We start from the raw sequence: 19,484 nt of genomic DNA, 5'->3' as shown, positions 1-19,484 counted from the left end.
CGCAGAGTCGCTGCAGTCCAACTGATCGATCTCCGGCTTGCTGTGGGTTCCCTTGTTCGTGAGGCAGTTGCCGACAGCCAGCTTCTTGGTGTCGTCCGGCCCAGCGCGCAAGGAAATGCCAGTTCGTCGCGCGCCGCCCGCAGGTAACGTCAGGCCCCATGAGCTGGCTGCCCGACGACTTCGTCCACCCCGTCCACGTGCCCGTGCCCGGCACCGCGGTTCACCTGCGGCCGATCCGGGAGGCGGACACCCCGATCGACCACCCCGCCGTCATGGGCTCCCGTGAGCGACTGTGGAAGATCTACGGCCCGGCCTGGGGCTGGCCCCCGGAGACGATGACCTACGAGCAGGACCGCGTCGACCTGCTGCGGCACGAGCAGGAGATCGCCGCCCACCAGTCGTTCAACTACGCGCTGCTGGACGAGGGGGAGACGGCGATCCTCGGTTGCGTCTACATCGATCCGCCCGAGCGCACCGGCGCCGACGCGGACATCTCCTGGTGGGTGGTGGACGACCTCGTGGACGGCGAGGTGGAGCGCGCCCTCGACGCGCTGGTACCGAAGTGGATCGCTGCCGACTGGCCCTTCCAGCAACCTCGTTATGTGGGCCGCGACATCACGTGGCAGGACTGGCTCGCGCTGCCGCGCGTCTCGTGACGCGGCCGCACAACGGTCCTGGGCTTGCCCCAGGTCCCAGTTCCCAGGTCCAGGTCCGAGGTAGGTCCTAGAGTCACTCCGCAGCCGTCAACGCCTCCAGCGCGCTCGCCTGGGTACGCCAGTCCGACACGTTGGGGCTCGTGCCCGACCAGCGTTCGCCCAGGCGGTTGAGGGAGTCCCGGTCGGCGGCCCAGATCGAGTCGCCTTGCTTGCTGACGTATGCCTGGTAGGTCGCGGACCCGGTGGCGTTCGCGAGGTCGGCGAAGTGGCGGATGAAGATCCCCTTGAACTGCTTCTGGTTGTCGTCGCAGGTGCTTGCATCGATGTCGCAGGACTCGGTCAGTACGCCGCTGCGGGTCAGTGCGGTCGACGACATCGCCGCGTCGGCCAGGCGCTTCGCCGTGTCCAGGTACCGCCCGGTGCCGGTCGACCGCCACAGCTGCGTGAACGCGCCGATGGCCAGGCCCTGGTTGTAACTCCACACCGTCTGGCCGTTGTTGGCGCAGCCCGCGGTCAGTCCGTCGTTGACCAGGCCCGAGGAGTTGATCAGCCCGGAGGCCAGATACCAGTCGGCCGCCGTGGTCGCCCGGCCGCCCCACTCGGTGTCGCCCGCGATCCGCTGGTGGAGGGCGGTGGCGAGCCACAGGTAGAGGCCGTTGGTGACGGCGTTCTTGTAGGTGCGCTCGCGGTTCCACCAGACACCGCCGCCGCAGGTGCCGGTGTCCCAGAACTGGTGGACGTAGTCGGTGATCGTGACCGCCTCGTCCAGATAGCGCCGTTCGCCCGTGTAGTCGTAGGCCGAGACCCACGCCACCGCCCACCACGCCGCGTCGTCGATCGCGCGGCTGATGAAGTGGCCCTCGATCGGGTCCGAACTGCGGCCGCCCGCAGGGAAGATGCCGCGGTTCTGCTCGAAGGTGCGGGCGATCGCCCAGTCGTAGTCGTGCCGTCCGCTGCGCTTCGCGAAGTCGATCAGCGCCGTGAGAGCGGCGGCGGAGTTCCACCAACTGCTCTGCCACCAGCCTTCGTTGGTCTGGTACGACGCCATCAGTGCGTCCGCCGCCGCACGTGCCCGGGTCGGCGCGGGCCGGACCCAGGCCGTGCAACTGCCCTCCTGGTGGGAGGCTTCGCGGCCACAGGCGCGGACCGCTCCGCCGTACAGCAGGCCGCGCGGGTCCCGGGTGGCGAACATGACGGTCCGGGTCGAGGCGGCCTCCGACGGCACGCTCGTACGGCCGAGTGACGACCCCTCGGGCCAGCTCGCGCCGCCGTCCCAGGAGCGGTCGAGCCAGATCTCGTCGCCCGGGCCGCCGCCCGCGATGACGCCCCAGGCCATGCCGTTCCGCTGGTCGACGTGCAGGCTGATGGTGCGTCCGTAGAGGGTTGTCGACGGGACGGGGGTGGCGTCGCCCGCCGCGGTGGTGGGGTCGGCGCCGTCGCAGGACGTGCCGTCGCACACCTTCGGGTACACCCAGTCGGTGCAGGCGACGCCGCCGGCGTCACCGCAGGCGCGCACCCAGCCGCGCCGGTGCCCGACCGGGTCGGTGATGTTGTACATGAGGGTGCGGGTGCCGGTCCACGTGCTGGGGATGCTCGCTTTTCCGAGCAGCGGTTCCCAGCTCGCACCCCGGTCCCAGGAGCGGTCCAGCCAGACCGAGTCGCCCCCCACGCCGTCGTCGATGCTCGCCCAGGCCATGTCGTCCGGGTCGGAGACGTGCAGCCGCAGGGTACGGCCGTTGATGTTCTTGCCGGGCACCGGGAATGTCTCCTGTTGCGCCTTCGAGGGGTCCAGCGTGTCGCAGGCCAGGGCGCAGACCGACGTCGCGGCACGGGAGGGCGTGGGGAGGGCGACGAGGCCGGTCAGGGCCAGGAGGAGGGCCAGCAGGCCGCCGGCGACGGGGTGGGTCCGAGCAGGCATGACGTACCGCCTGTCTGTGAGGGCCGTACGTGGAAGGGGAGTTGGCGGCCGCCCGGGGAGGAGGGCGGCCGCCGGGGGAGCGGTTGTTGTTCAGCGGCCGTGATCAGGGAGCCCACGCGGACAACGTTGTCGAACGGGGCGTGGGCCAGTTGGCCCACAACTTCTGCTTCAGGGCGTTGCGTTGAGCAGATCGAGGGCGCTCTGCTGCCGCGCCGCGTCCACCTTGTCGAGCGGGCCGGACCAGCGCAGTCCGTACTGGTCCAGGGCGTTGCGGTCGCCTGCGTGGGCCCGGTCCGCCTGGCGTTGCAGATAGGCGGTGTAGGGATGGTCCGGCAGTGCCGCGTTGAGCTTGCCCAGACCGCGCACGTCCGCACCCTTGAAGGACGGCCCGTCGCCGCCGCAGTCGCCGGTCTCGCACGGGTCGCGGAGGATGCCGTCCGCGGTGTGGAGGGAGGACGTCGTGGTCGCGGCGTCGGCGATCTGCCGTGCACGGGTGAGCAGCGCGCCGTCACCTGTGGCCCGGTTCAGTTCGGTGAGGGCACCCAGCAGGACGCCCTGGTTGTAGGACCAGACCGCCTGGCCGTTGTTGCGGCAGGTGGACAGGTCGATGCCGTCGTTTACCAGGTTCGAGCCGTTGATCATGCCGGTGGTCTGGAACCAGGACCAGCCGGCGCGGGCCCGCTGCAGATAGGCCGTCTCGCCCGGAATCCGGTTGTGCAGGGCCGCGTTGAGCTGGATGTAGAGGGAGTTGGCGATGGCGTTCTTGTACGTCTTCGCCGTGCTCCACCACACTCCGCCGCCGCAGGTGTTGTCCCAGTAGGCGGCCATGTGATCGGCGTCGGCGCGGGCGGTGTCGAGGTAGCGGCTGTCGCCCGTCAGGTCGTAGGCGGCGACCCAGGCGAGCCCCCACCAGCCGGTGTCGTCGATGTAGTCGTTGCGGAACTGGCCGCCCTGTGCGTTGACGTTCAGGTCGTACGTGCGGGAGATCGCGTACGAGTAACTGCCCATACCCGTCACGCGGATGTTGTCGATGACGGCGGTGAGGGCGTTGGCGGAGTTCCACCAGCCGGTGGTGTCGAACAGGCCGGTCGAGTTGTTGTAGAAGGTCATCAGCCCGGTCGCCGCCGCGGTGCGCCGGTCGCCGGCGTTCCAGGTGGTGCGGGCCCAGGGGGTGCAGGCGATCTCGGCGCGGTCGCCGGCCTTGCCGCAGGCGCGCAGGGCGCCGACACCCTGGTTGTTCCAGTCGTCGACGTTGTACATGAGGGTGCGCCAACCCCGTTGCCCCGAGGGGACGGTGGTGTCGCCGAGCTTGCTTCCTGAACTCCAGGTGCGGCCGCCGTCGAAGGAGCGGTCGAGCCACACCTCGTCGCCCGGGCTGCCGTTGTCTACGGACGCCCAGCCCATCGCGTCGGCGTCGTCGAAATGGAGGGCCATCGACCGCCCGTAGAGGGTCGCGGTGACCGGTTGCCGGTCGCCGGAGGAGAGGGCCGGGTCGCGCGCATCGCAGTACTTGTTGCAGATGGTCGCCGTAACGGCGGAGGTGGAAGCGTCGGCCGCGGACGCCGGCTGCGGGGCGAGGCCCGCGAGAAGGGCGAGGGCGAACGCCGCGGCCGACTGCGCGAGGGCGAGGGGTCTCGTGGTGGGGGGTCTCGCGGTGAGGGGACTCGGAGTGAGGGGGTCGGCTCTTCGGTGTCTTCGTACGGGAGTCATGGGGTCTCCCAGTCGACGAAAGCTGCGGATGATGGGAGAGAGCGCTCTCAGAAGGTAGTGAAGGGGAAGGGGAGCGTCAATGGGTTGCCGCGTACGAGAGTTGGCCGGGCGGCGGCGACAACTCACCTGTCCTGGAGCTCGGTTCAGAGAAGACTTTCGGCGTGGGCGACGGCCGCGGCGTGCCCGAACAGTCCGGGCAGCCCGCCCGTGTGGACGAAGACCGTGATCTGCCCGCGGCGAATGTCACCGTCCTCGACCGCCGCGATCAGCCCTGCCATGGCCCGGCCCGTGTAGGTGGGATCGAGGATGACGCCCTCGCTGCGTGCCGTCGTGACCATCGCTTCGGCAACCTCAGTCGTATAGGTTCCGTAGCCGGCGCCGATCTGGTCGCGGACCCGCAGTTCCTTGGCCGTGATCGGTGTCCGTGACAGCGGGCGGGCGAAGGCGGCGACGGCCTCGGCGGGATTCGCGCGCGCCCCGACGTCGACCCCGAGGACGCGTTCCACGCCCAGACGGGCGACGAGTCCTGCCATCGTCCCGCCCGATCCGAGTGCGACAACGACATGCTCCAGATCAGGCACCTGCCCGAGCAACTCCTCCGCACAGTCGACGTACCCCTGGGCGCCGACGGCGCTGGACCCTCCGAAGGGGATGAGTGCCGGACGGGCCCCGTCGGCGCGTAGTTCGGCGACGACATTCTCGGCGGCCTCGGCCAGAGCGTGGGTCTCGACGTCGCCGCTCCAGACGATGCGGGCACCGAGCAGGCCGTCGAGGACCAGGTTGCCCGACGCCGACGCACCGGGAGCGCCGGGGAAGACGAGCACGGCCTTCATCCCGAGCTTGGCCGCGACGGCTGCGGTGAGCCGGGCGTGGTTGCTCTGTGCGGCGCCGGTCGTGACCAGGGTGTCGGCGCCGTCGCGTTGTGCGAGACCCGCGGTGTACTCGAGCTTGCGGACCTTGTTGCCGCCGCCTCCGACGCCTACCAGATCGTCGCGCTTGATCCAGAGGTCCTCCGGTCGCAAGCCGATGGCTTCCGCAAGGCGCGGAGCGGGCTCGACCGGGGTGGGAAGCGTGACGAGGGTGACGCGTTCAGGCTGGTGGTTCACGGAAGGTCCTCTCGGGTGGCCGAACTGCCGACTGCGCAAGCTCCACATTTTCCCCTGCGGTGCTCGGGAATCAGCTGTCAGGGTCCTGCGCAATTCCCAGTCGTGTGATGACGCAGAAGTACGCAAATTCTTGCGTCACTTGCGTTCGCTTGCGAAGTGCGGTGCAAGTGTCGAAGTCGACTCCATGCAAACGGTCATCGCGTAGTTCCCTGACTTGGAGGCGACGCGCCTCAACCGGCGCCCGCTGAAGCGCAATTGGCGTCGGTGAAAATTGCGTCGCCCGAGGTGTAGACGAACTCGCACGCCTCTGCAATATTGCGATGAATCACTGCAAGAACACGCGCATATTCTCCCCTTGGAGACCGTGCGCCCGCGCATGAACGGCATCCGCCGTCCTGTCGCACCCGCGCCACCGCCCGGCCCAGGAACGAGCCCCCCTCGCCGCCCTCTGGGCGCGCGTACCTCCGCAGGGAGTGACTCCGCATGATTCGACCCAAGCCCAGATCCTGGAGACGGCGCGCGGCAACCGCCGCGCTCGCCTCCGCCGTCCTGGCTCTAGGCATGCCCGCCGTCGGCGCACACGCGGCGGGCGGCCCCAACGCCGCCGCGGACGCCGCCACCAAGGCCGGCAGCGCCCTTCGCGCACACTCGGCGGCCAACGTCACCGACGGCGACGCCGACACCTACTGGCAGGCCGGGAAGAAGTCGGCCCAGTGGGTGCAGACCGACCTCGGGCGGACCAGGCGCGTCCGTCAGGTCGTGCTGCGGCTGCCCCAGCAGTGGCAGACCCGCAAGCAGACGCTCGCGCTTCAGGGCAGCGCCGACGGAAAGAGCTTCGCCACCCTCAAGTCGTCGGCGCAGTACGTCTTCAGCCCCGGCAACGGCAACACGGTGAAAGTCTCCTTCCCGGCGACCCTGGCCCGGTACGTACGGGCCGACTTCACCAGGAACTCGGTCGCCTCCACCGCCCAGCTCGCCGAGATGCAGGTCCTCACGACCGCCGCCTCGACCCCCAACCTCGCCCAGGGCAAGACCTTCACCGAGAGCGGGCACGCCGACGTCTACGGCGCGGCCAACGCCGGTGACGGCAACCGCGACACCTACTGGGAGAGCAAGAACAACGCCTTCCCGCAGTGGCTCCAGGTCGACCTCGGCTCATCGGTCAAGGTGAACCAGGTGACGCTGCGGCTGCCCGGCGGCTGGCCCGGCCGCAGCCAGACCCTGAAGGTCCAGGGCTCCACCGACAACCAGAACTTCACGGATCTGACGGCCTCGAAGGCGTACACCTTCGACAGCTCCGACGACCAGTCGACGACCATCAGCCTCGACACGACCACGACGCGCTACGTGCGCGTGCTGTTCACCGCCAACACCGGCTGGCCCGCAGGGCAGTTGTCCGAGCTGGAGGTCTACGGACCCGCGACCGGCGACACCCAGGCCCCCACTGCGCCGTCGAACCTCGACTACACCGAGCCGGCTACCGGGCAGATCAAGCTGACCTGGAGCGCGGCCACCGACGACACCGCCGTGACCGGCTACGACATCTACGCCAATGGCCAGTTGCGGGCGAGTGTCGCCGGGAGCGTCCTGACCTACACCGACACCCAGCCGGCCGGCAGCGACATCACCTACTTCGTACGGGCCAAGGACGCCGCGGGCAACGTCTCCGCCAACAGCAACAGCGTCACGCGTAAGGGATCGGGCGGCGACACCCAGGCCCCCACGGCACCCGGCAATCTCGCCTACACGCAGTCCGGCGGCGACGTGAAACTGTTCTGGCAGGCGTCGAGCGACGACACCAAGGTCACCGGCTACGACGTCTACGCGAACGACAAGCTGGTCAAGTCCGTTGCGGGTGACGTCACGACGTACACCGACACCCCCTCGGCGTCCGCCGCGGTCACCTACTACGTGAAGGCGAAGGACGCCGCCGGGAACGTGTCGGCGGCGAGCAACAGCGTCACCCGGCCGGGCTCGGCCGGTAGCGGTTCCGACCTCGCGCAGGGCAAGCCCATCGAGGCTTCCTCGTACACCTTCACCTACGTCGCCACCAACGCCAACGACGGTCTCACCAGCACCTATTGGGAAAGCGCGGGCGGCGCCTACCCGGCCACGCTCACCACGAAGCTCGGCGCCGATGCGGACCTCAGCCAGGTCGTCGTCAGGCTCAATCCGGACGCAGCCTGGTCCACGCGCACGCAGAACATCCAGGTGCTCGGCCGCGACCAGGACGCGACGTCCTTCACCAGCCTCGTCGCGGCGAAGGACTACACGTTCAACCCGTCGAGCGGCAACACCGTGACCATCCCGGTCTCCGCCTCCGCCGCCGACATCCAGCTCAAGTTCGCCTCCAACACCGGCGCCCCGGGCGCACAGGTCGCCGAGATCCAGGTGATCGGCACCCCGGCCGCCAACCCTGACCTCAAGGTCACCGGCATCACCAACTCGCCCGCGGCTCCGGTCGAATCGGACGCCATCAGCCTCACGGCAACCGTCACCAACAGCGGGAGCAAGGCGTCCAAGGCCACCGACCTGAACTTCACGCTCGGCGGCACGAAGGCCGCGACGGCGGACGTACCGGCCCTCGACGCCGGTCAGTCGACGACGGTCACGGCGAGCATCGGCGCCCAGGACGCGGGCAGTTACCCGGTCGGCGCCGAGGTGGACCCGTCGAACAAGGTCATCGAGCAGAACGAGGCGAACAACACCTTCACCCGCTCCGACGCCCTCGTCGTCAAACCGGTTTCCAGCTCCGACCTGCTCGCCGCGCCGGTCTCCTGGAGCCCGTCCAGCGCCTCGGCCGGTGACGACGTCAAGTTCACCGTAGCGATCAAGAACCAGGGGACGGTGGCCTCCGCCTCCGGAGCCCACGACGTCACGCTGACCGTCCAGGACTCCAAGGGCGCCACCGTCAAGACGCTCACAGGCACTTACAACGGCGCCATCGCCGCGGGCCAGACGACCGCACCGGTCGGCCTCGGCTCGTGGACGGCCGCCAACGGCAAGTACACCGTGAAGACCGTCATCGCCGACGACACCAACGAACTGCCGGTCAAGCGCGCCAACAACACCACCACACAACCCCTGTTCATCGGCCGCGGCGCGGACATGCCCTACGACATGTACGAGGCCGAGGACGGCACGCTCGGCGGCGGCGCCAAGGTCGTCGGCCCGAACCGGACCATCGGCGACGTCGCGGGCGAAGCGAGCGGCCGCAAGGCGGTGACCCTCACCGGGACCAGCCAGTACGTCGAGTGGACCACCCGCGCGGCGACCAACACCCTCGTCACCCGCTTCTCGATCCCCGACGGCACCGACACCACGCTCGACGTCTACGTCGACGGCCAGTTCCTCAAGGCCATCGACCTCACCTCCAAGTACGCCTGGCTCTACGGCAACGAGACGTCACCCGGCAACGCCCCCGGCTCCGGCGCCCCGCGCCACATCTACGACGAGGCGAACCTGCTGCTCGGCAAGACCGTCCCGGCCGGTTCCAGGATCAGGCTGCAGAAGGACGCGGCCAACACCTCCACGTACGCCATCGACTTCGTCAACACCGAGCAGGCGACGGCCGATCCGAACCCGGACCCCGCCGCCTACGCGGTCCCGGCCGGCTTCTCGCACCAGGACGTGCAGAACGCGCTCGACCAGGTCCGCATGGACACCACCGGCAAGCTCGTCGGCGTCTACCTGCCCGCCGGTGACTACGAGACCTCCAGCAAGTTCCAGGTCTACGGCAAGGCCGTCAAGGTCGTCGGAGCCGGGCCGTGGTTCACCCGCTTCCACGCCCCCTCCTCGCAGGAGAACACCGACGTCGGCTTCCGGGCCGACGCCACCGCCAACGGCTCGACGTTCGCCGGCTTCTCCTACTCCGGCAACTACACGTCCCGGATCGACGGCCCGGGCAAGGTGTTCGACTTCTCAGGCGTCTCCAACATCACCATCGACGACATCTGGGTCGAGCACATGGTGTGCCTCTACTGGGGCGCCAACACCGACAACATGACCATCAAGAACTCGCGCATCCGTGACATGTTCGCCGACGGCATCAACATGACGAACGGCTCCACGGACAACCATGTCGTCAACAACGACGCCCGCGCCACGGGCGACGACAGCTTCGCCCTGTTCTCCGCGATCGACGCCGGCGGCGCCGACGAGAAGAACAACCTCTACGAGAACCTGACGTCGACACTCACCTGGCGCGCGGCCGGCATCGCCGTCTACGGCGGCTACAACAACACCTTCCGCAACATCCGCGTCGCCGACACCCTGGTCTACTCCGGCATCACGATCTCCTCGCTGGACTTCGGCTACCCGATGAACGGCTTCGGCACCGAACCCACGACGATCGAGAACGTCTCACTGGACAGGACGGGCGGCCACTTCTGGGGCTCCCAGGTCTTCCCGGCGATCTGGGCGTTCTCCGCCTCGAAGGTGTTCCAGGGGATCCGCGTCAACTACGTGGACATCGACGACTCCACCTACGGAGGCGTGATGTTCCAGACCAACTACGTAGGAGGCCAGCCCCAGTTCCCGGTGAAGGACACCATCTTCACCGACATCTCCATCACCAACTCCAAGAAGAGCGGGGACGCGTTCGACGCCAAGTCCGGCTTCGGCATCTGGGCCAACGAGCTGCCGGAACCCGGTCAGGGCCCCGCCGTCGGCGAAGCCACCTTCCGCAACCTGCGAATGAGCGGCAACGCCCAGGACGTCCGCAACACGACCAGCACCTTCAAGATCAACATCGAGTAGCCCAGAAAGCGACACGGAAGGGCACGGGGCCGCCCTCCGCGGGGGCGGCCCCGTGCGGTCGTACGGAAGCGTCGCTCACTCGGAGCGCTGCTCCAACTGCTCCAGCAGTGCCGGCACCGAGCGTCTGGTTGCGGGTCTGCCGGCATACAGGAAGGGCCACTGCTCGCCGTCGAAGTGCCCGGGGATCAGGCCCACGCGTCGGCACAGCCCACGTCCTGCGGGGAACGCCGCGGTGAGCAGACCGAGGACGTCGTTGACGCCCGGACTCCCGGTGGCGAAGGGGCCGACGGTGACCCAGAGGTCCAGGGTCCCGACCGCCGCTGCCAGTGACTCACCCGCCGTCCAGCGGCGTCCCAGCTCGGACAGCCTGAGCCCGGGGAAGCCGCCCTGCGCGAGCTGTGCGGCCAGCTCCCGGGCGACGTCCACGTTCGCGGCGCCGACACCGTCGGACCTGATGCGCTCGCAGACCGCGGCCACCCAGGCCACGAGCGCCGCATGGCCGGGGGTGCCGACGAACTTGCCGACATCGGTCCGCCGCGTCTCGATGCTGCGCAGTACGTCCAGTAATTGCCCGGTGACCTCGGCGAGATCGACGGGGGCCGCCGTGTCTTCCGTGGACGGCGTGGGCCGCGGCACCCGGGCGGTGAGGGCCGGATCGGGCATCGCCGCGATCCGGTGGACGAAGGCCCGGTCCGTCCTGCGCATCAGGAACGGGATCTCGGCGTCCGACTCCCGCACCGCGTTGCCGTGGTTGAACGCGTCCCGGAGGATCGCCACGACCTGCCGGCGAGGGTCGTCGCCACCGTGGCGGCGGGCGGTCTCCAGCGTGCCGGGCGGGATGACCCGTTCGGCCTCGTCGGAGGCAAGGAGTGCCTCCCAGGCGCGCGTACCCTCCGGATCCTGCTCGACGGCCTCTTCGGCGAACTGCCAGCCCTGCTCGTCCTCGGCCGCCACCACACGGCGCAGGCTGCGGTCCGCGATCCCGAGGTCCTCTTCCATGATGTCGCGGATCGCGCCGTCGACCGCCGGGTCCCATCGCGCCCCCGCCCAAGGGTGCGTGTCCCGTGCCTCGCGGTCGATCAGCCATTTTCGGCGGGCGACGATCCGGATGTGCCCGTCCTCGACGTGCTTCACGAACTGCTCGGGCCCGATGCGGCACTCGGGGTCGTTCAGCAGCGCGCTGGAGGGCGCCCACAGGGTGAGCGGTCTGCTGGCCGCGACCATCCGGTGCAGCTCCCGGTACCCGGGCACGCCGAGTTCGCTGATGTGGCAGAACGTCGCGAATCGCACCGGCGGTGCACTCATCCGGCCACCACGCTCCTGGGAAACGCGTCGGGTGACGCGGGGTCGTATTCGCCGTCGCTGAACCCTGTGATGTGGAGCGGGACGGAACCGTCGTTACGCACGGCGTGCGAGACGAGTCGCGGAACCTCGATGAGCACGGCGCCCCGCCCGCCGAACGTCCGGCTGTGCAGCGGCGTGCCGTCGCCCGCCTCGTCCCAATGGCCGGACCAGGCCTCCTCGTGCAGGACGAGGAGCAACTCCCGCCGCCGCACATGGAAGTGGTTGCCGCGCACAGCCCCGGGCATCAGCGTGGTCACGTGCACGTCGACGTGCCCGCTGCCGCCCTTGGCGAGCCAGGTGTCAGGCAACGTGAAACTGCTGCCCCGAACGTCCCCAGCATCCGTCAGAACATGAAACACCAGGCTCTCCACCACCATCCCCACAGCCTGGCAGGGATGATCCGTCCGCGTGACCGGAACGCGACAGTGCATCCGCAGGGCCCGGTCCGCCCGGAGGTGCAGCGCTTCCTCGGGCCCTTCGACGCGCCGATGCCGGGCACCGGTGCGTCGTTCACTCTTTCAAGTGCCAGGAGAGTGGTGCGGGCGTTTGGCCAAGCAGGTGCTGGGCCACCGCACAACCGCGCTGATTGGGCCGGACGGCGGTATCCGCGCGCTCAGCGTCGATCATCATATCGACTGGTTTCCTATCTTTTGTTGCTGTCTGTGTCTGATCTTGACGACCTGTTGGGGCATTGATGGGAGCAACATGCGTGTCGTGGTGACCGGGGGCGCGGGATTCGTCGGGTCTCATCTGTGCGAGACCCTGATGCGCAGGGGGGACGAAGTGGTCTGCGTGGACAACCTGTCCACCGGCACCATCGCGAACATCGCCGCTCTGCGCGGCCGGCCGGGCTTCACATTCGTGCAGGCCGACGTGAGCCGCGGTGTGGACGTGCAGGGCCCCGTGGATGCCGTGGCCCACCTCGCGAGCCCGGCTTCCCCGGCGGACTACCTCCGCCTTCCGCTGCAGACCCTCGCCGTGGGCAGCCGCGGCAGCGAGCACGCACTGGACCTCGCCCGCCGGCACGAGGCTCGTTTCGTTCTCGCCTCGACCAGCGAGGTCTACGGCGACCCGCTGGTCCACCCGCAGCACGAGGACTACTGGGGACACGTCAACCCGATCGGCCCGCGCAGCGTGTACGACGAGGCCAAGCGCTATGCGGAAGCCGTCACCGTCGCCTACGCGAGGCACTACGGCGTGAACACCGGGATCGTCCGCATCTTCAACACCTACGGGCCCCGTCTGCGCCCTCACGACGGCCGGGTCGTCTCCAGCTTCATCCGGCAGGCACTGGCCGGAGAGCCTTTGACGATCTACGGCGACGGGACGCAGACCCGTAGCTTCTGCTTCGTCGACGACCTGGTCGCCGGCATCGTGGCGATGCTCGACTGCCGCGAGCCAGGACCGGTCAACCTCGGCAATCCCGATGAACGCACCGTCATGGAGCTCGCCGAACTCGTGCTGAGCATGACCGGATCCGGCTCGCCCGTGGAGCGTCTTCCGCTTCCCGCGGACGATCCCGTGCGCCGTTGCCCGGTCGTCACCCGGGCCCTTCAGCAGCTGGGGTGGAAGCCGCAGACCGATCTCGAAGAAGGTCTGCGGACCACGGTGTCCTGGTTCCGGTCCTGCGCCGTGGAGCCGGTTCCTGCCGCCGAGGCGCGGTGACACGGCCGCAGCGCCGTGGAGAGCCGGTATGAAACGTCGCGCATCCTCGCCTCGACCCCTCACCCGCGCCGGCCTCGCCGTGTGTGAGGCCTCGGAGCGTCAACAACTCACCCGCGAGCTGCAAACGCTGTCCGGCGGCACGCTGAACCGGGTCACTCCGAACGGCCCTTGGTTCTCCGGCCGCCGCTCCGTACGCCGCATCGGACCCGACACCTTCCGGCCCGCGCTGAAGCCCTCGGATCAACGCCTGGTCGTTGTCCTCGTAACGGGCTGGGCCCTGTGCGCGCTCGCCTTCTGGCAGTGGTGGCTCCAGCCCAACCACCGCACTTCGCTCACCGCGCTGACCGTGAACAGCGGCCTCCTGTGCTATCTGACGCTGCTGCCCCTCGCCTTCGTCATCGCGGTCCTGCGACTGCGGCGCGTCAACCCCGACCTGCCCGTGCCCGCGCTGACCGTGGCGTTCGTGGTGACCAAGGCACCGTCGGAGCCGTGGCCGGTGGCCCGCAGAACGCTGGCCGCCATGCTCGCCCAGCGCTTCCCCCACTCCTACGACGTCTGGCTCTGCGACGAGGACCCGACCCCGCAGGTCGAGGACTGGTGCCGGGCACATGGCGTACGCATCTCCAGCCGGCGCGGCGTCACGGGCTACCACCGCGCGAGCTGGCCGCGACGCACCCGCTGCAAGGAAGGCAACCTGGCCTGGTTCTACGACCGCCACGGCTACGACGACTACGAGGTGGTCGTCCAGCTCGACTGCGACCATGTGCCCGAGCCGACCTATCTGGCGGAAGTGGTGCGGCCGTTCGCCGACCCGGCCATCGGATACGTGGCCGCCCCCAGCGTCTGCGATGCCAACGCGGAGGCGTCGTGGGCGGCGCGCGGCAGGCTGCACCGCGAAGGGGTCTTCCACGGCCCCTTCCAGCTGGGCCACAACGACGGCCTGGCCCCGTCCTGCATCGGCTCCCACTACGCGGTCCGCACGGCCGCCCTGCGCGAGGTCGGCGGGCTCGGCCCCGAACTGGCCGAGGACTTCTCCACCACCTTCCTCCTCAACTCCGCCGGCTGGCACGGCGCCTTCGCCATCGACGCGCATGCGCACGGCGACGGTCCCGCCACCTTCACCGCGATGATCACCCAGGAGTTCCAGTGGTCGCGCAGCCTGGTGGTGCTGATGCTGAACCTCTTCCCCCGCCACGTGGGCCGGCTGCCCTGGAAACTGCGGCTGCGCTTCGCCTTCGCGTTCAGCTACTACCCGCTGCTCGGTCTGTCGACGGCAGCGGCCCTTGTCCTGGCCCCCATCGCCGCCATGACCGGGGTGCCGTGGGTCCGGGTGAACTACCTCTCCTTCCTGCTCCACTACTGGTCGATGTCCATGTGGCTGATGGCGCTGACCTGGTTCCTGCGCCGCCGTGGACTGCTCCGCCCGCGCAAGGTGCCCCTGGTCAGCTGGGAGAACTGGCTGTTCGCCCTGGCCCGCTGGCCGTTCGTCGCCTGGGGAACCCTGGCGGCCGTGTGGGTCACGCTCCGACCGCGCAGCCTCACTTTCAAAGTCACCCCCAAGGCGCAACAACCCCTCGCCCCCCTGCCCCTGCGGCTCGTTGCGCCCTATGTCGCCATTGCCGCCGCCCTCGGCGGAGCCGGCCTCTTCGGCGAACTCAACGGTCCCGCTTTCGGCTACGTCTTCTTGTGCCTGATGGGCGCCGCCACCTACACCGTGGTGGCCTGCTGGATCTGCCTGCTGCACGTCGTCGAGAGCGCCGGCGCCACACACAGCGGTCGCCGGCGGGCCCTGGCCACGGTCCGCGCTCCGCTCGCGCTGACCGCTCTGACCGCGTCACCACTGGTCCTCGCTGTGCTGATCTTCCCCGCGTACATCGCGGGGATGCTCGCCTGACCAATCACCGCTCCCCGATGCCCAACGGAGGTACCCCTCCATGTCCCAGCCGCGCACGATCCTGGTGACCGGCGGTGCCGGATTCATCGGCAGCCATACCTGCGTGGAGTTGCTCTCGCACGGTCACGACGTGGTCGTCGTAGACAACCACCAGAACAGCGTCCCCGAGGCGCTCCACCGCGTCGAGAAGGTGGCCGGCCGCTCCCTGACCGCCTCCTACGTCCTCGACGTACGCGACCGCGACGCCCTGTCCGGTGTCTTCGCCACCCACCCCGTGGACGCCGTGGTCCACTTCGCCGGCCGCAAAGCGGTGGGGGAGTCGGTACGGATGCCCGTGGAGTACTACGACACCAACGTCGGCGGCACCACGGCGCTGCTGGAGGTGATGAGCCGACACGGCGTGCACCGCCTGGTCTTCTCCTCCTCCTGTTCCGTCTACGGCGTGGCCGAGCGCATGCCCCTGAACGAAAACGACCCGGCGGCCCCCGTCAATCCCTACGCCCGCTCGAAGTGGACGTGTGAACAGATCCTCGCCGATGTCTGCGCCCACCGGCCCGAGTTCACCGTGCACGCGCTGCGCTACTTCAACCCCGTCGGTGCCCACCCCTCCGGGAACCTCGGCGAGGACCCCTGCGGCGTGCCGGACAACGTCATGCCGTACATCGCCCAGGTCGCCGCGGGTCTGCGGGAACACGTCACGGTCTTCGGCGACGACTGGCCCACCCCCGACCGCACGGGTGTGCGCGACTACATCCACGTCATGGACGTGGCCGAAGGACATCGGATCGCACTGGAGCGTCCCGCGCCGACCGGTATGCACCTGCTCAACCTCGGCAGCGGGCAAGGCACCTCGGTCCTGCAGCTGATCGAGGCCTACCACCGGGCCTCCGGCCGCCCCGTCCCGTACCGCATCGGCCCCCGGCGCCCCGGCGACGTCCCGGAACTGGTCGCCGACGGCTCCGCCGCCGAGGCCGTCTGGAACTGGCGGCCCACGCGGGACCTCGCCCGGATGTGCCAGGACTCCTGGCGCTTCCAACTGCACAACCCCCGCGGTTACCGACCGCAGAGCCTCTCCGACCGTGCCGTCCGTGAACCCGACGCCACCGCCCCGCCACAACACCACCGCGCCGCCTTCCGGAGCAACGCATGAAAATGACCGTCATCGGCACCGGCTACCTCGGTGCTGTTCACGCCGCCTGCATGGCCGAGATCGGACACGAGGTCCTGGGCGTCGACAACGACGAGGCGAAGACCGCCGCGCTCGCCTCCGGCCGGACCCCGTTCTTCGAACCCGGCCTGCAAGAACTCATCACCCGCGGCATCGACTCGGGCAGACTGCGCTTCACCACCTCCCTTGAGCAGGCAGCCCGATTCGCCGGCCTGCACTTCCTGTGCGTCGGCACACCGCAGTGTCCCGACGGGCCCGGTGCCGACCTGCGGCAAGTGGACGCGGTCGTCGACGGCCTGGCGCCGCACCTGCTCCCCGGCGCACTCATCGTCGGCAAGTCGACCGTGCCCGTAGGCACCGCCGAGCGGCTCACCGCCCGGCTGCGAGCAGCCGGAGCACCAACGGCCCACCTGGCCTGGAACCCGGAGTTCCTCCGCGAGGGCCACGCCGTCGCCGACACGCTGCAACCCGACCGGCTGGTCTTCGGCACGGCCTCCGCCGACGCCGAGAAAGTCCTGAGCGAGGTCTACGCCCCGCTGATCCGCTCCGGCATCCCCTGCGTGGCCACCGACACCGCGACCGCGGAACTGGTGAAGATGGCGGCCAACTCCTTCCTCGCCACGAAGATCTCCTTCATCAACGCGATGGCCGAGGTGTGCGACGCGGCAGGCGCCGACGTCACGGTCCTCGCCCACGCCATCGGATACGACAACCGCATCGGCCGTCCCTTCCTGAACGCCGGTCTGGGCTTCGGCGGGGGCTGTCTGCCCAAGGACATCCGGGCCTTCCGCGCCCGGGCCACCGAACTCGAAGTCGGTTCCGCCGTCGCCTTCCTCTCCGAGATCGACGAGATCAACCTCCGCCAGCGCCGCCGCACGGTGGACCTCACCTCGCGGCTGGCGGGCGGCAGCGTGACGGGTCGGCGCATCGCCGTGCTCGGCGCGGCCTTCAAGCCCGACAGCGACGACATCCGGGACTCCCCGGCCCTCGCAGTGGCCGCCCAACTGCACCGCGAAGGAGCGCTGGTCCGCGTCCACGATCCACAGGCCCTGGAAAACGCGCGTGCCGCGTGGCCGCAGCTGGACTACGCCTCACGTGTCGACAAGGCGTGCGAGGGCGCAGACGTGGTCCTGCACCTGACGGACTGGGCCGAATACCGTGCCCTGGACCCGGACGCCCTGACCCCGCTGGTGTGCCGGCCGCGTCTGCTCGACGCCCGCAACAGCCTCAACCCCGACGTCTGGACGCGGGCCGGCTGGCAGTATGCGGCCCTGGGCAGGCTCGGCGCCCTGAGTCACCCTTCGTCCGATGCTCCGGTGTCCGCCTCGGGCTGAACGGCACCCGCGACGGGCCGCCGGCCGAGCCGGTGGCCCAGCAGGTCGACGGGTCCGGGATCGACACCGAACCGGGCCCGCAGATCCACGGCGGGTCCCCGTGCCGCGTCGCACCCCGGAGCCAGCCCCTTGGCCGCCGCCAGGGAGCGGACCGGCAGGCCGGCCGTGAAGCAGGGGTTGGCGTCGACCCCGACAAGCTCGTCCCCGATGGTCTCCTGGCCCGTGGCCGCCCACCAATCACCCGGTGAGGAGTAGAAGGACCCCTGCCACTCCACGGCGCGTTCGGCGCCCGGCGCGTAATAGTGATTGCCCCGGAACTCCACCCCTTTGAGCGGGCCGACGGCCACCACGAGCGGCGCCCCGTCCGTGACGAACTGGTTGTTCCACAACGCCACCGACCGCGGCCCCGGAGTGATCATGACGGCGGGAGTGTGCAGGGGTCCGTTCAGGGCCGCCACCACAGTGTTGTGCACGAACCGCGCGTCGTGCACATAGCCGCCGATGTAGAACCCGCCGTACGGCTCGAGCCTGCGGGCATCGCGGGTGCTCACGTTGAACCGGACCACGTTCCCATGGGACGGTCGCGCGGTGTCGGCGGAGTAGAGCAGGTAACCCGCACCGTCGTTGTCGTAGGACAGGTTGTACTGGAGCACCGAATCGCTGGTGCCGAGGTCGAGCCCGAAGCCGTCGCCGTCGGCCTCGCTGTTGGAGTGGTTGCGGTACGACTCGTTGTGCTCGATGACGAGCTTCCGGCTGTCGTGGGCCCACATGCCCTCCGGCCCCTCCTTGGCGACAGCCGAGGAACGAGCCCCGTTGTCGTGCGTCGAGGAGTTGCGGATGCTGCCCCCGTCCACCGATCCCAGGACGATGCCGCTGCCCGTGTTGCGGTCGTCGCTGGCCGGATTGCCCGCGTTGCCATGCGCCTCCACCGCGTCGACGACGACGTCCGCGTGCGCGAAACCCTCTTGGGCCCCGGTCGCCTCCGGCGCCAGCCGGTAGGTGATCAGTCCGGCATCCGTGTTGTCGTGCAGGTCGCTGTGCGCCACGCGCACGTCACGAAACCCCCAGCGCATGCCGCCCACCTGGACACCGTGCCGGAAGCCGGAAACGTCCACGTCCGACACCACGATGTGCGCCAGCCGCCCGGGGCTGTGCAGGTCGCTGTAGAAGCCGATGCCCCCTTCCTTGCGGGCCTTGGCCGATCCACCCCGCACGATCAGGTCGCGCACCTCCACACCCGCGGTGTCCACCACCTCGATGGCCGGACCCTTGCGCGGCACGACGACGGCCCGGCCGCGCCCGTAGGAGCTCACGATCACCGGCTGCCGGGGCCGGCCGGCCTCCCCCTTGCCCAGTCGCAACGAGCCCTTGAACGTCTCCCCGCCCTGCAACAGCAGTCTGTCGCCGGGGCGGTAGCGGACCTGATCCGCCTGGTGCAAGGTGCGCCACGCTGAGCCAGGACGCAGACCGTCGGCGCTGTCGTCCCCCTGCGGGCTGACGTAGAAGGTACGGCCGCCCGCGGAGCCGTACAGGCCGCCTGGAGGCCGGTAGGGCTTGGGCAGCATCCCGCAACCCGACAGTGAAACCAGCATCAGTGCAAGCACTGCCGGCAGGCGCGTACCGCGCCGTACCCGCACATCCGCCACCGTTCCCACCTGGCATCCCTTCGTCCCACAGTTTCTCCGCATGCGTGCCCTTGCGACGCGGTCACCTTCATGTGGGACTACTGCACACCAACGCCTCCTGCCGGCACCTGCAAAACGGCCTGCCAAGCCTCCACGACCGCCTGAACGGGCCTTAAATCACACCAGCTCCGGGCCTGCTTGGCAGGGCCACGTCGCCGTAGTGAGTGCATCCGCAGGGCCGGTCCCCCTGGAAGTACCAGCGAGGGCCTCCGCTCCGTGACCCCCCGAGACCGGTGCGGAGGCCCT

At 69.5% G+C, this 19,484-nt stretch carries 12 protein-coding genes; 6 read left to right on the top strand and 6 right to left on the bottom strand.

All coding sequences use genetic code 11. The features are described 5' to 3' along the window. Nucleotides 1–158: 158 nt before the first annotated feature. Nucleotides 159–656, top strand: a complete 498-nt coding sequence (locus tag ACIBN2_RS29060; RefSeq protein ID WP_399138639.1) for an N-acetyltransferase — start codon at nucleotides 159–161, stop codon at nucleotides 654–656. A gap of 73 nt (nucleotides 657–729) precedes the next feature. Here ACIBN2_RS29060 and ACIBN2_RS29055 read toward each other — a convergent pair whose 3' ends face one another. The 3 genes from ACIBN2_RS29055 to ACIBN2_RS29045 all read right to left on the bottom strand — a co-directional run bounded on the left by ACIBN2_RS29055 (nucleotide 730) and on the right by ACIBN2_RS29045 (nucleotide 5,390). Continuing rightward, nucleotides 730–2,574, bottom strand: coding sequence for a glycoside hydrolase family 76 protein (locus ACIBN2_RS29055; protein ID WP_399138638.1), 1,845 nt, complete (start codon nucleotides 2,572–2,574; stop codon nucleotides 730–732). 168 nt (nucleotides 2,575–2,742) lie between these two features. Continuing rightward, nucleotides 2,743–4,284, bottom strand: coding sequence for a glycoside hydrolase family 76 protein (locus ACIBN2_RS29050; RefSeq protein ID WP_399138636.1), 1,542 nt, complete (start codon nucleotides 4,282–4,284; stop codon nucleotides 2,743–2,745). A 143-nt stretch (nucleotides 4,285–4,427) separates the two neighbouring features. Then, complete coding sequence (locus ACIBN2_RS29045) at nucleotides 4,428–5,390, bottom strand: D-cysteine desulfhydrase family protein (protein WP_399138634.1); 963 nt, start codon at nucleotides 5,388–5,390, stop codon at nucleotides 4,428–4,430. 483 nt (nucleotides 5,391–5,873) lie between these two features. Here ACIBN2_RS29045 and ACIBN2_RS29040 point away from each other — a divergent pair, with 483 nt between their 5' ends. Next, nucleotides 5,874–10,148 (top strand): discoidin domain-containing protein, encoded by a 4,275-nt coding sequence (locus tag ACIBN2_RS29040; protein WP_399138632.1) that lies wholly within the window; start codon nucleotides 5,874–5,876, stop codon nucleotides 10,146–10,148. A gap of 75 nt (nucleotides 10,149–10,223) precedes the next feature. On the opposite strand, the gene ACIBN2_RS29035 is transcribed toward ACIBN2_RS29040, so the two are convergent. Together ACIBN2_RS29035 and ACIBN2_RS29030 are read right to left on the bottom strand one after the other, a co-directional pair. After that, nucleotides 10,224–11,453 (bottom strand): hypothetical protein, encoded by a 1,230-nt coding sequence (locus ACIBN2_RS29035; RefSeq protein ID WP_399138631.1) that lies wholly within the window; start codon nucleotides 11,451–11,453, stop codon nucleotides 10,224–10,226. After that, entirely contained in the window at nucleotides 11,450–11,800 is a 351-nt protein-coding gene (locus ACIBN2_RS29030; RefSeq protein ID WP_399138629.1) for a hypothetical protein, read from the bottom strand. The genes ACIBN2_RS29035 and ACIBN2_RS29030 overlap by 4 nt, the downstream gene beginning before the upstream one ends. Before the next feature lie 397 nt (nucleotides 11,801–12,197). On the opposite strand from ACIBN2_RS29030, the gene ACIBN2_RS29025 reads away from it, so the two are divergent. The 4 genes from ACIBN2_RS29025 to ACIBN2_RS29010 are packed head-to-tail and all read left to right on the top strand — an operon-like array spanning nucleotide 12,198 to nucleotide 17,553. After that, a complete protein-coding gene (locus ACIBN2_RS29025) occupies nucleotides 12,198–13,157 on the top strand; it encodes a UDP-glucuronic acid decarboxylase family protein (RefSeq protein WP_399138627.1) in 960 nt (319 codons plus the stop codon). A 28-nt stretch (nucleotides 13,158–13,185) separates the two neighbouring features. Beyond that, nucleotides 13,186–15,051, top strand: coding sequence for a glycosyltransferase family 2 protein (locus tag ACIBN2_RS29020; RefSeq protein ID WP_399138625.1), 1,866 nt, complete (start codon nucleotides 13,186–13,188; stop codon nucleotides 15,049–15,051). A gap of 40 nt (nucleotides 15,052–15,091) precedes the next feature. Further along, nucleotides 15,092–16,201 (top strand): UDP-glucose 4-epimerase GalE, encoded by a 1,110-nt coding sequence (gene galE / locus ACIBN2_RS29015; protein ID WP_399138623.1) that lies wholly within the window; start codon nucleotides 15,092–15,094, stop codon nucleotides 16,199–16,201. Beyond that, the gene (locus ACIBN2_RS29010; RefSeq protein ID WP_399138621.1) at nucleotides 16,198–17,553 is read left to right on the top strand and encodes a UDP-glucose dehydrogenase family protein; all 1,356 of its coding nucleotides are present in this window, start codon (nucleotides 16,198–16,200) and stop codon (nucleotides 17,551–17,553) included. Before galE ends, ACIBN2_RS29010 begins: the two co-directional genes overlap by 4 nt. Here the strand turns inward: ACIBN2_RS29010 and ACIBN2_RS29005 are convergent. Further along, nucleotides 17,514–19,118 (bottom strand): right-handed parallel beta-helix repeat-containing protein, encoded by a 1,605-nt coding sequence (locus ACIBN2_RS29005; RefSeq protein ID WP_399138619.1) that lies wholly within the window; start codon nucleotides 19,116–19,118, stop codon nucleotides 17,514–17,516. The two genes, ACIBN2_RS29010 and ACIBN2_RS29005, sit on opposite strands and share 40 nt — an antisense overlap. Nucleotides 19,119–19,484: the final 366 nt, after the last annotated feature.

It is taken from the genome of Streptomyces sp. NPDC050534 (assembly GCF_044457745.1).
GTDB lineage: Bacteria > Actinomycetota > Actinomycetes > Streptomycetales > Streptomycetaceae > Streptomyces.
The sequence above is the reverse complement of the archived record's forward strand: the minus strand, read 5'-3'. Positions and strand labels throughout refer to the sequence as shown.

Coding starts and splice junctions, on each gene's coding strand:
- ACIBN2_RS29060 (WP_399138639.1), top strand. CDS start 159: ATGAGCTGGCTGCCCGACGACTTCGTCCACCCCGTCCACGTGCCCGTG.
- ACIBN2_RS29055 (WP_399138638.1), bottom strand. CDS start 2,574: ATGCCTGCTCGGACCCACCCCGTCGCCGGCGGCCTGCTGGCCCTCCTC.
- ACIBN2_RS29050 (WP_399138636.1), bottom strand. CDS start 4,284: ATGACTCCCGTACGAAGACACCGAAGAGCCGACCCCCTCACTCCGAGT.
- ACIBN2_RS29040 (WP_399138632.1), top strand. CDS start 5,874: ATGATTCGACCCAAGCCCAGATCCTGGAGACGGCGCGCGGCAACCGCC.
- ACIBN2_RS29035 (WP_399138631.1), bottom strand. CDS start 11,453: ATGAGTGCACCGCCGGTGCGATTCGCGACGTTCTGCCACATCAGCGAA.
- ACIBN2_RS29025 (WP_399138627.1), top strand. CDS start 12,198: ATGCGTGTCGTGGTGACCGGGGGCGCGGGATTCGTCGGGTCTCATCTG.
- ACIBN2_RS29020 (WP_399138625.1), top strand. CDS start 13,186: ATGAAACGTCGCGCATCCTCGCCTCGACCCCTCACCCGCGCCGGCCTC.
- galE (WP_399138623.1), top strand. CDS start 15,092: ATGTCCCAGCCGCGCACGATCCTGGTGACCGGCGGTGCCGGATTCATC.
- ACIBN2_RS29010 (WP_399138621.1), top strand. CDS start 16,198: ATGAAAATGACCGTCATCGGCACCGGCTACCTCGGTGCTGTTCACGCC.
- ACIBN2_RS29005 (WP_399138619.1), bottom strand. CDS start 19,118: ATGCTGCCCAAGCCCTACCGGCCTCCAGGCGGCCTGTACGGCTCCGCG.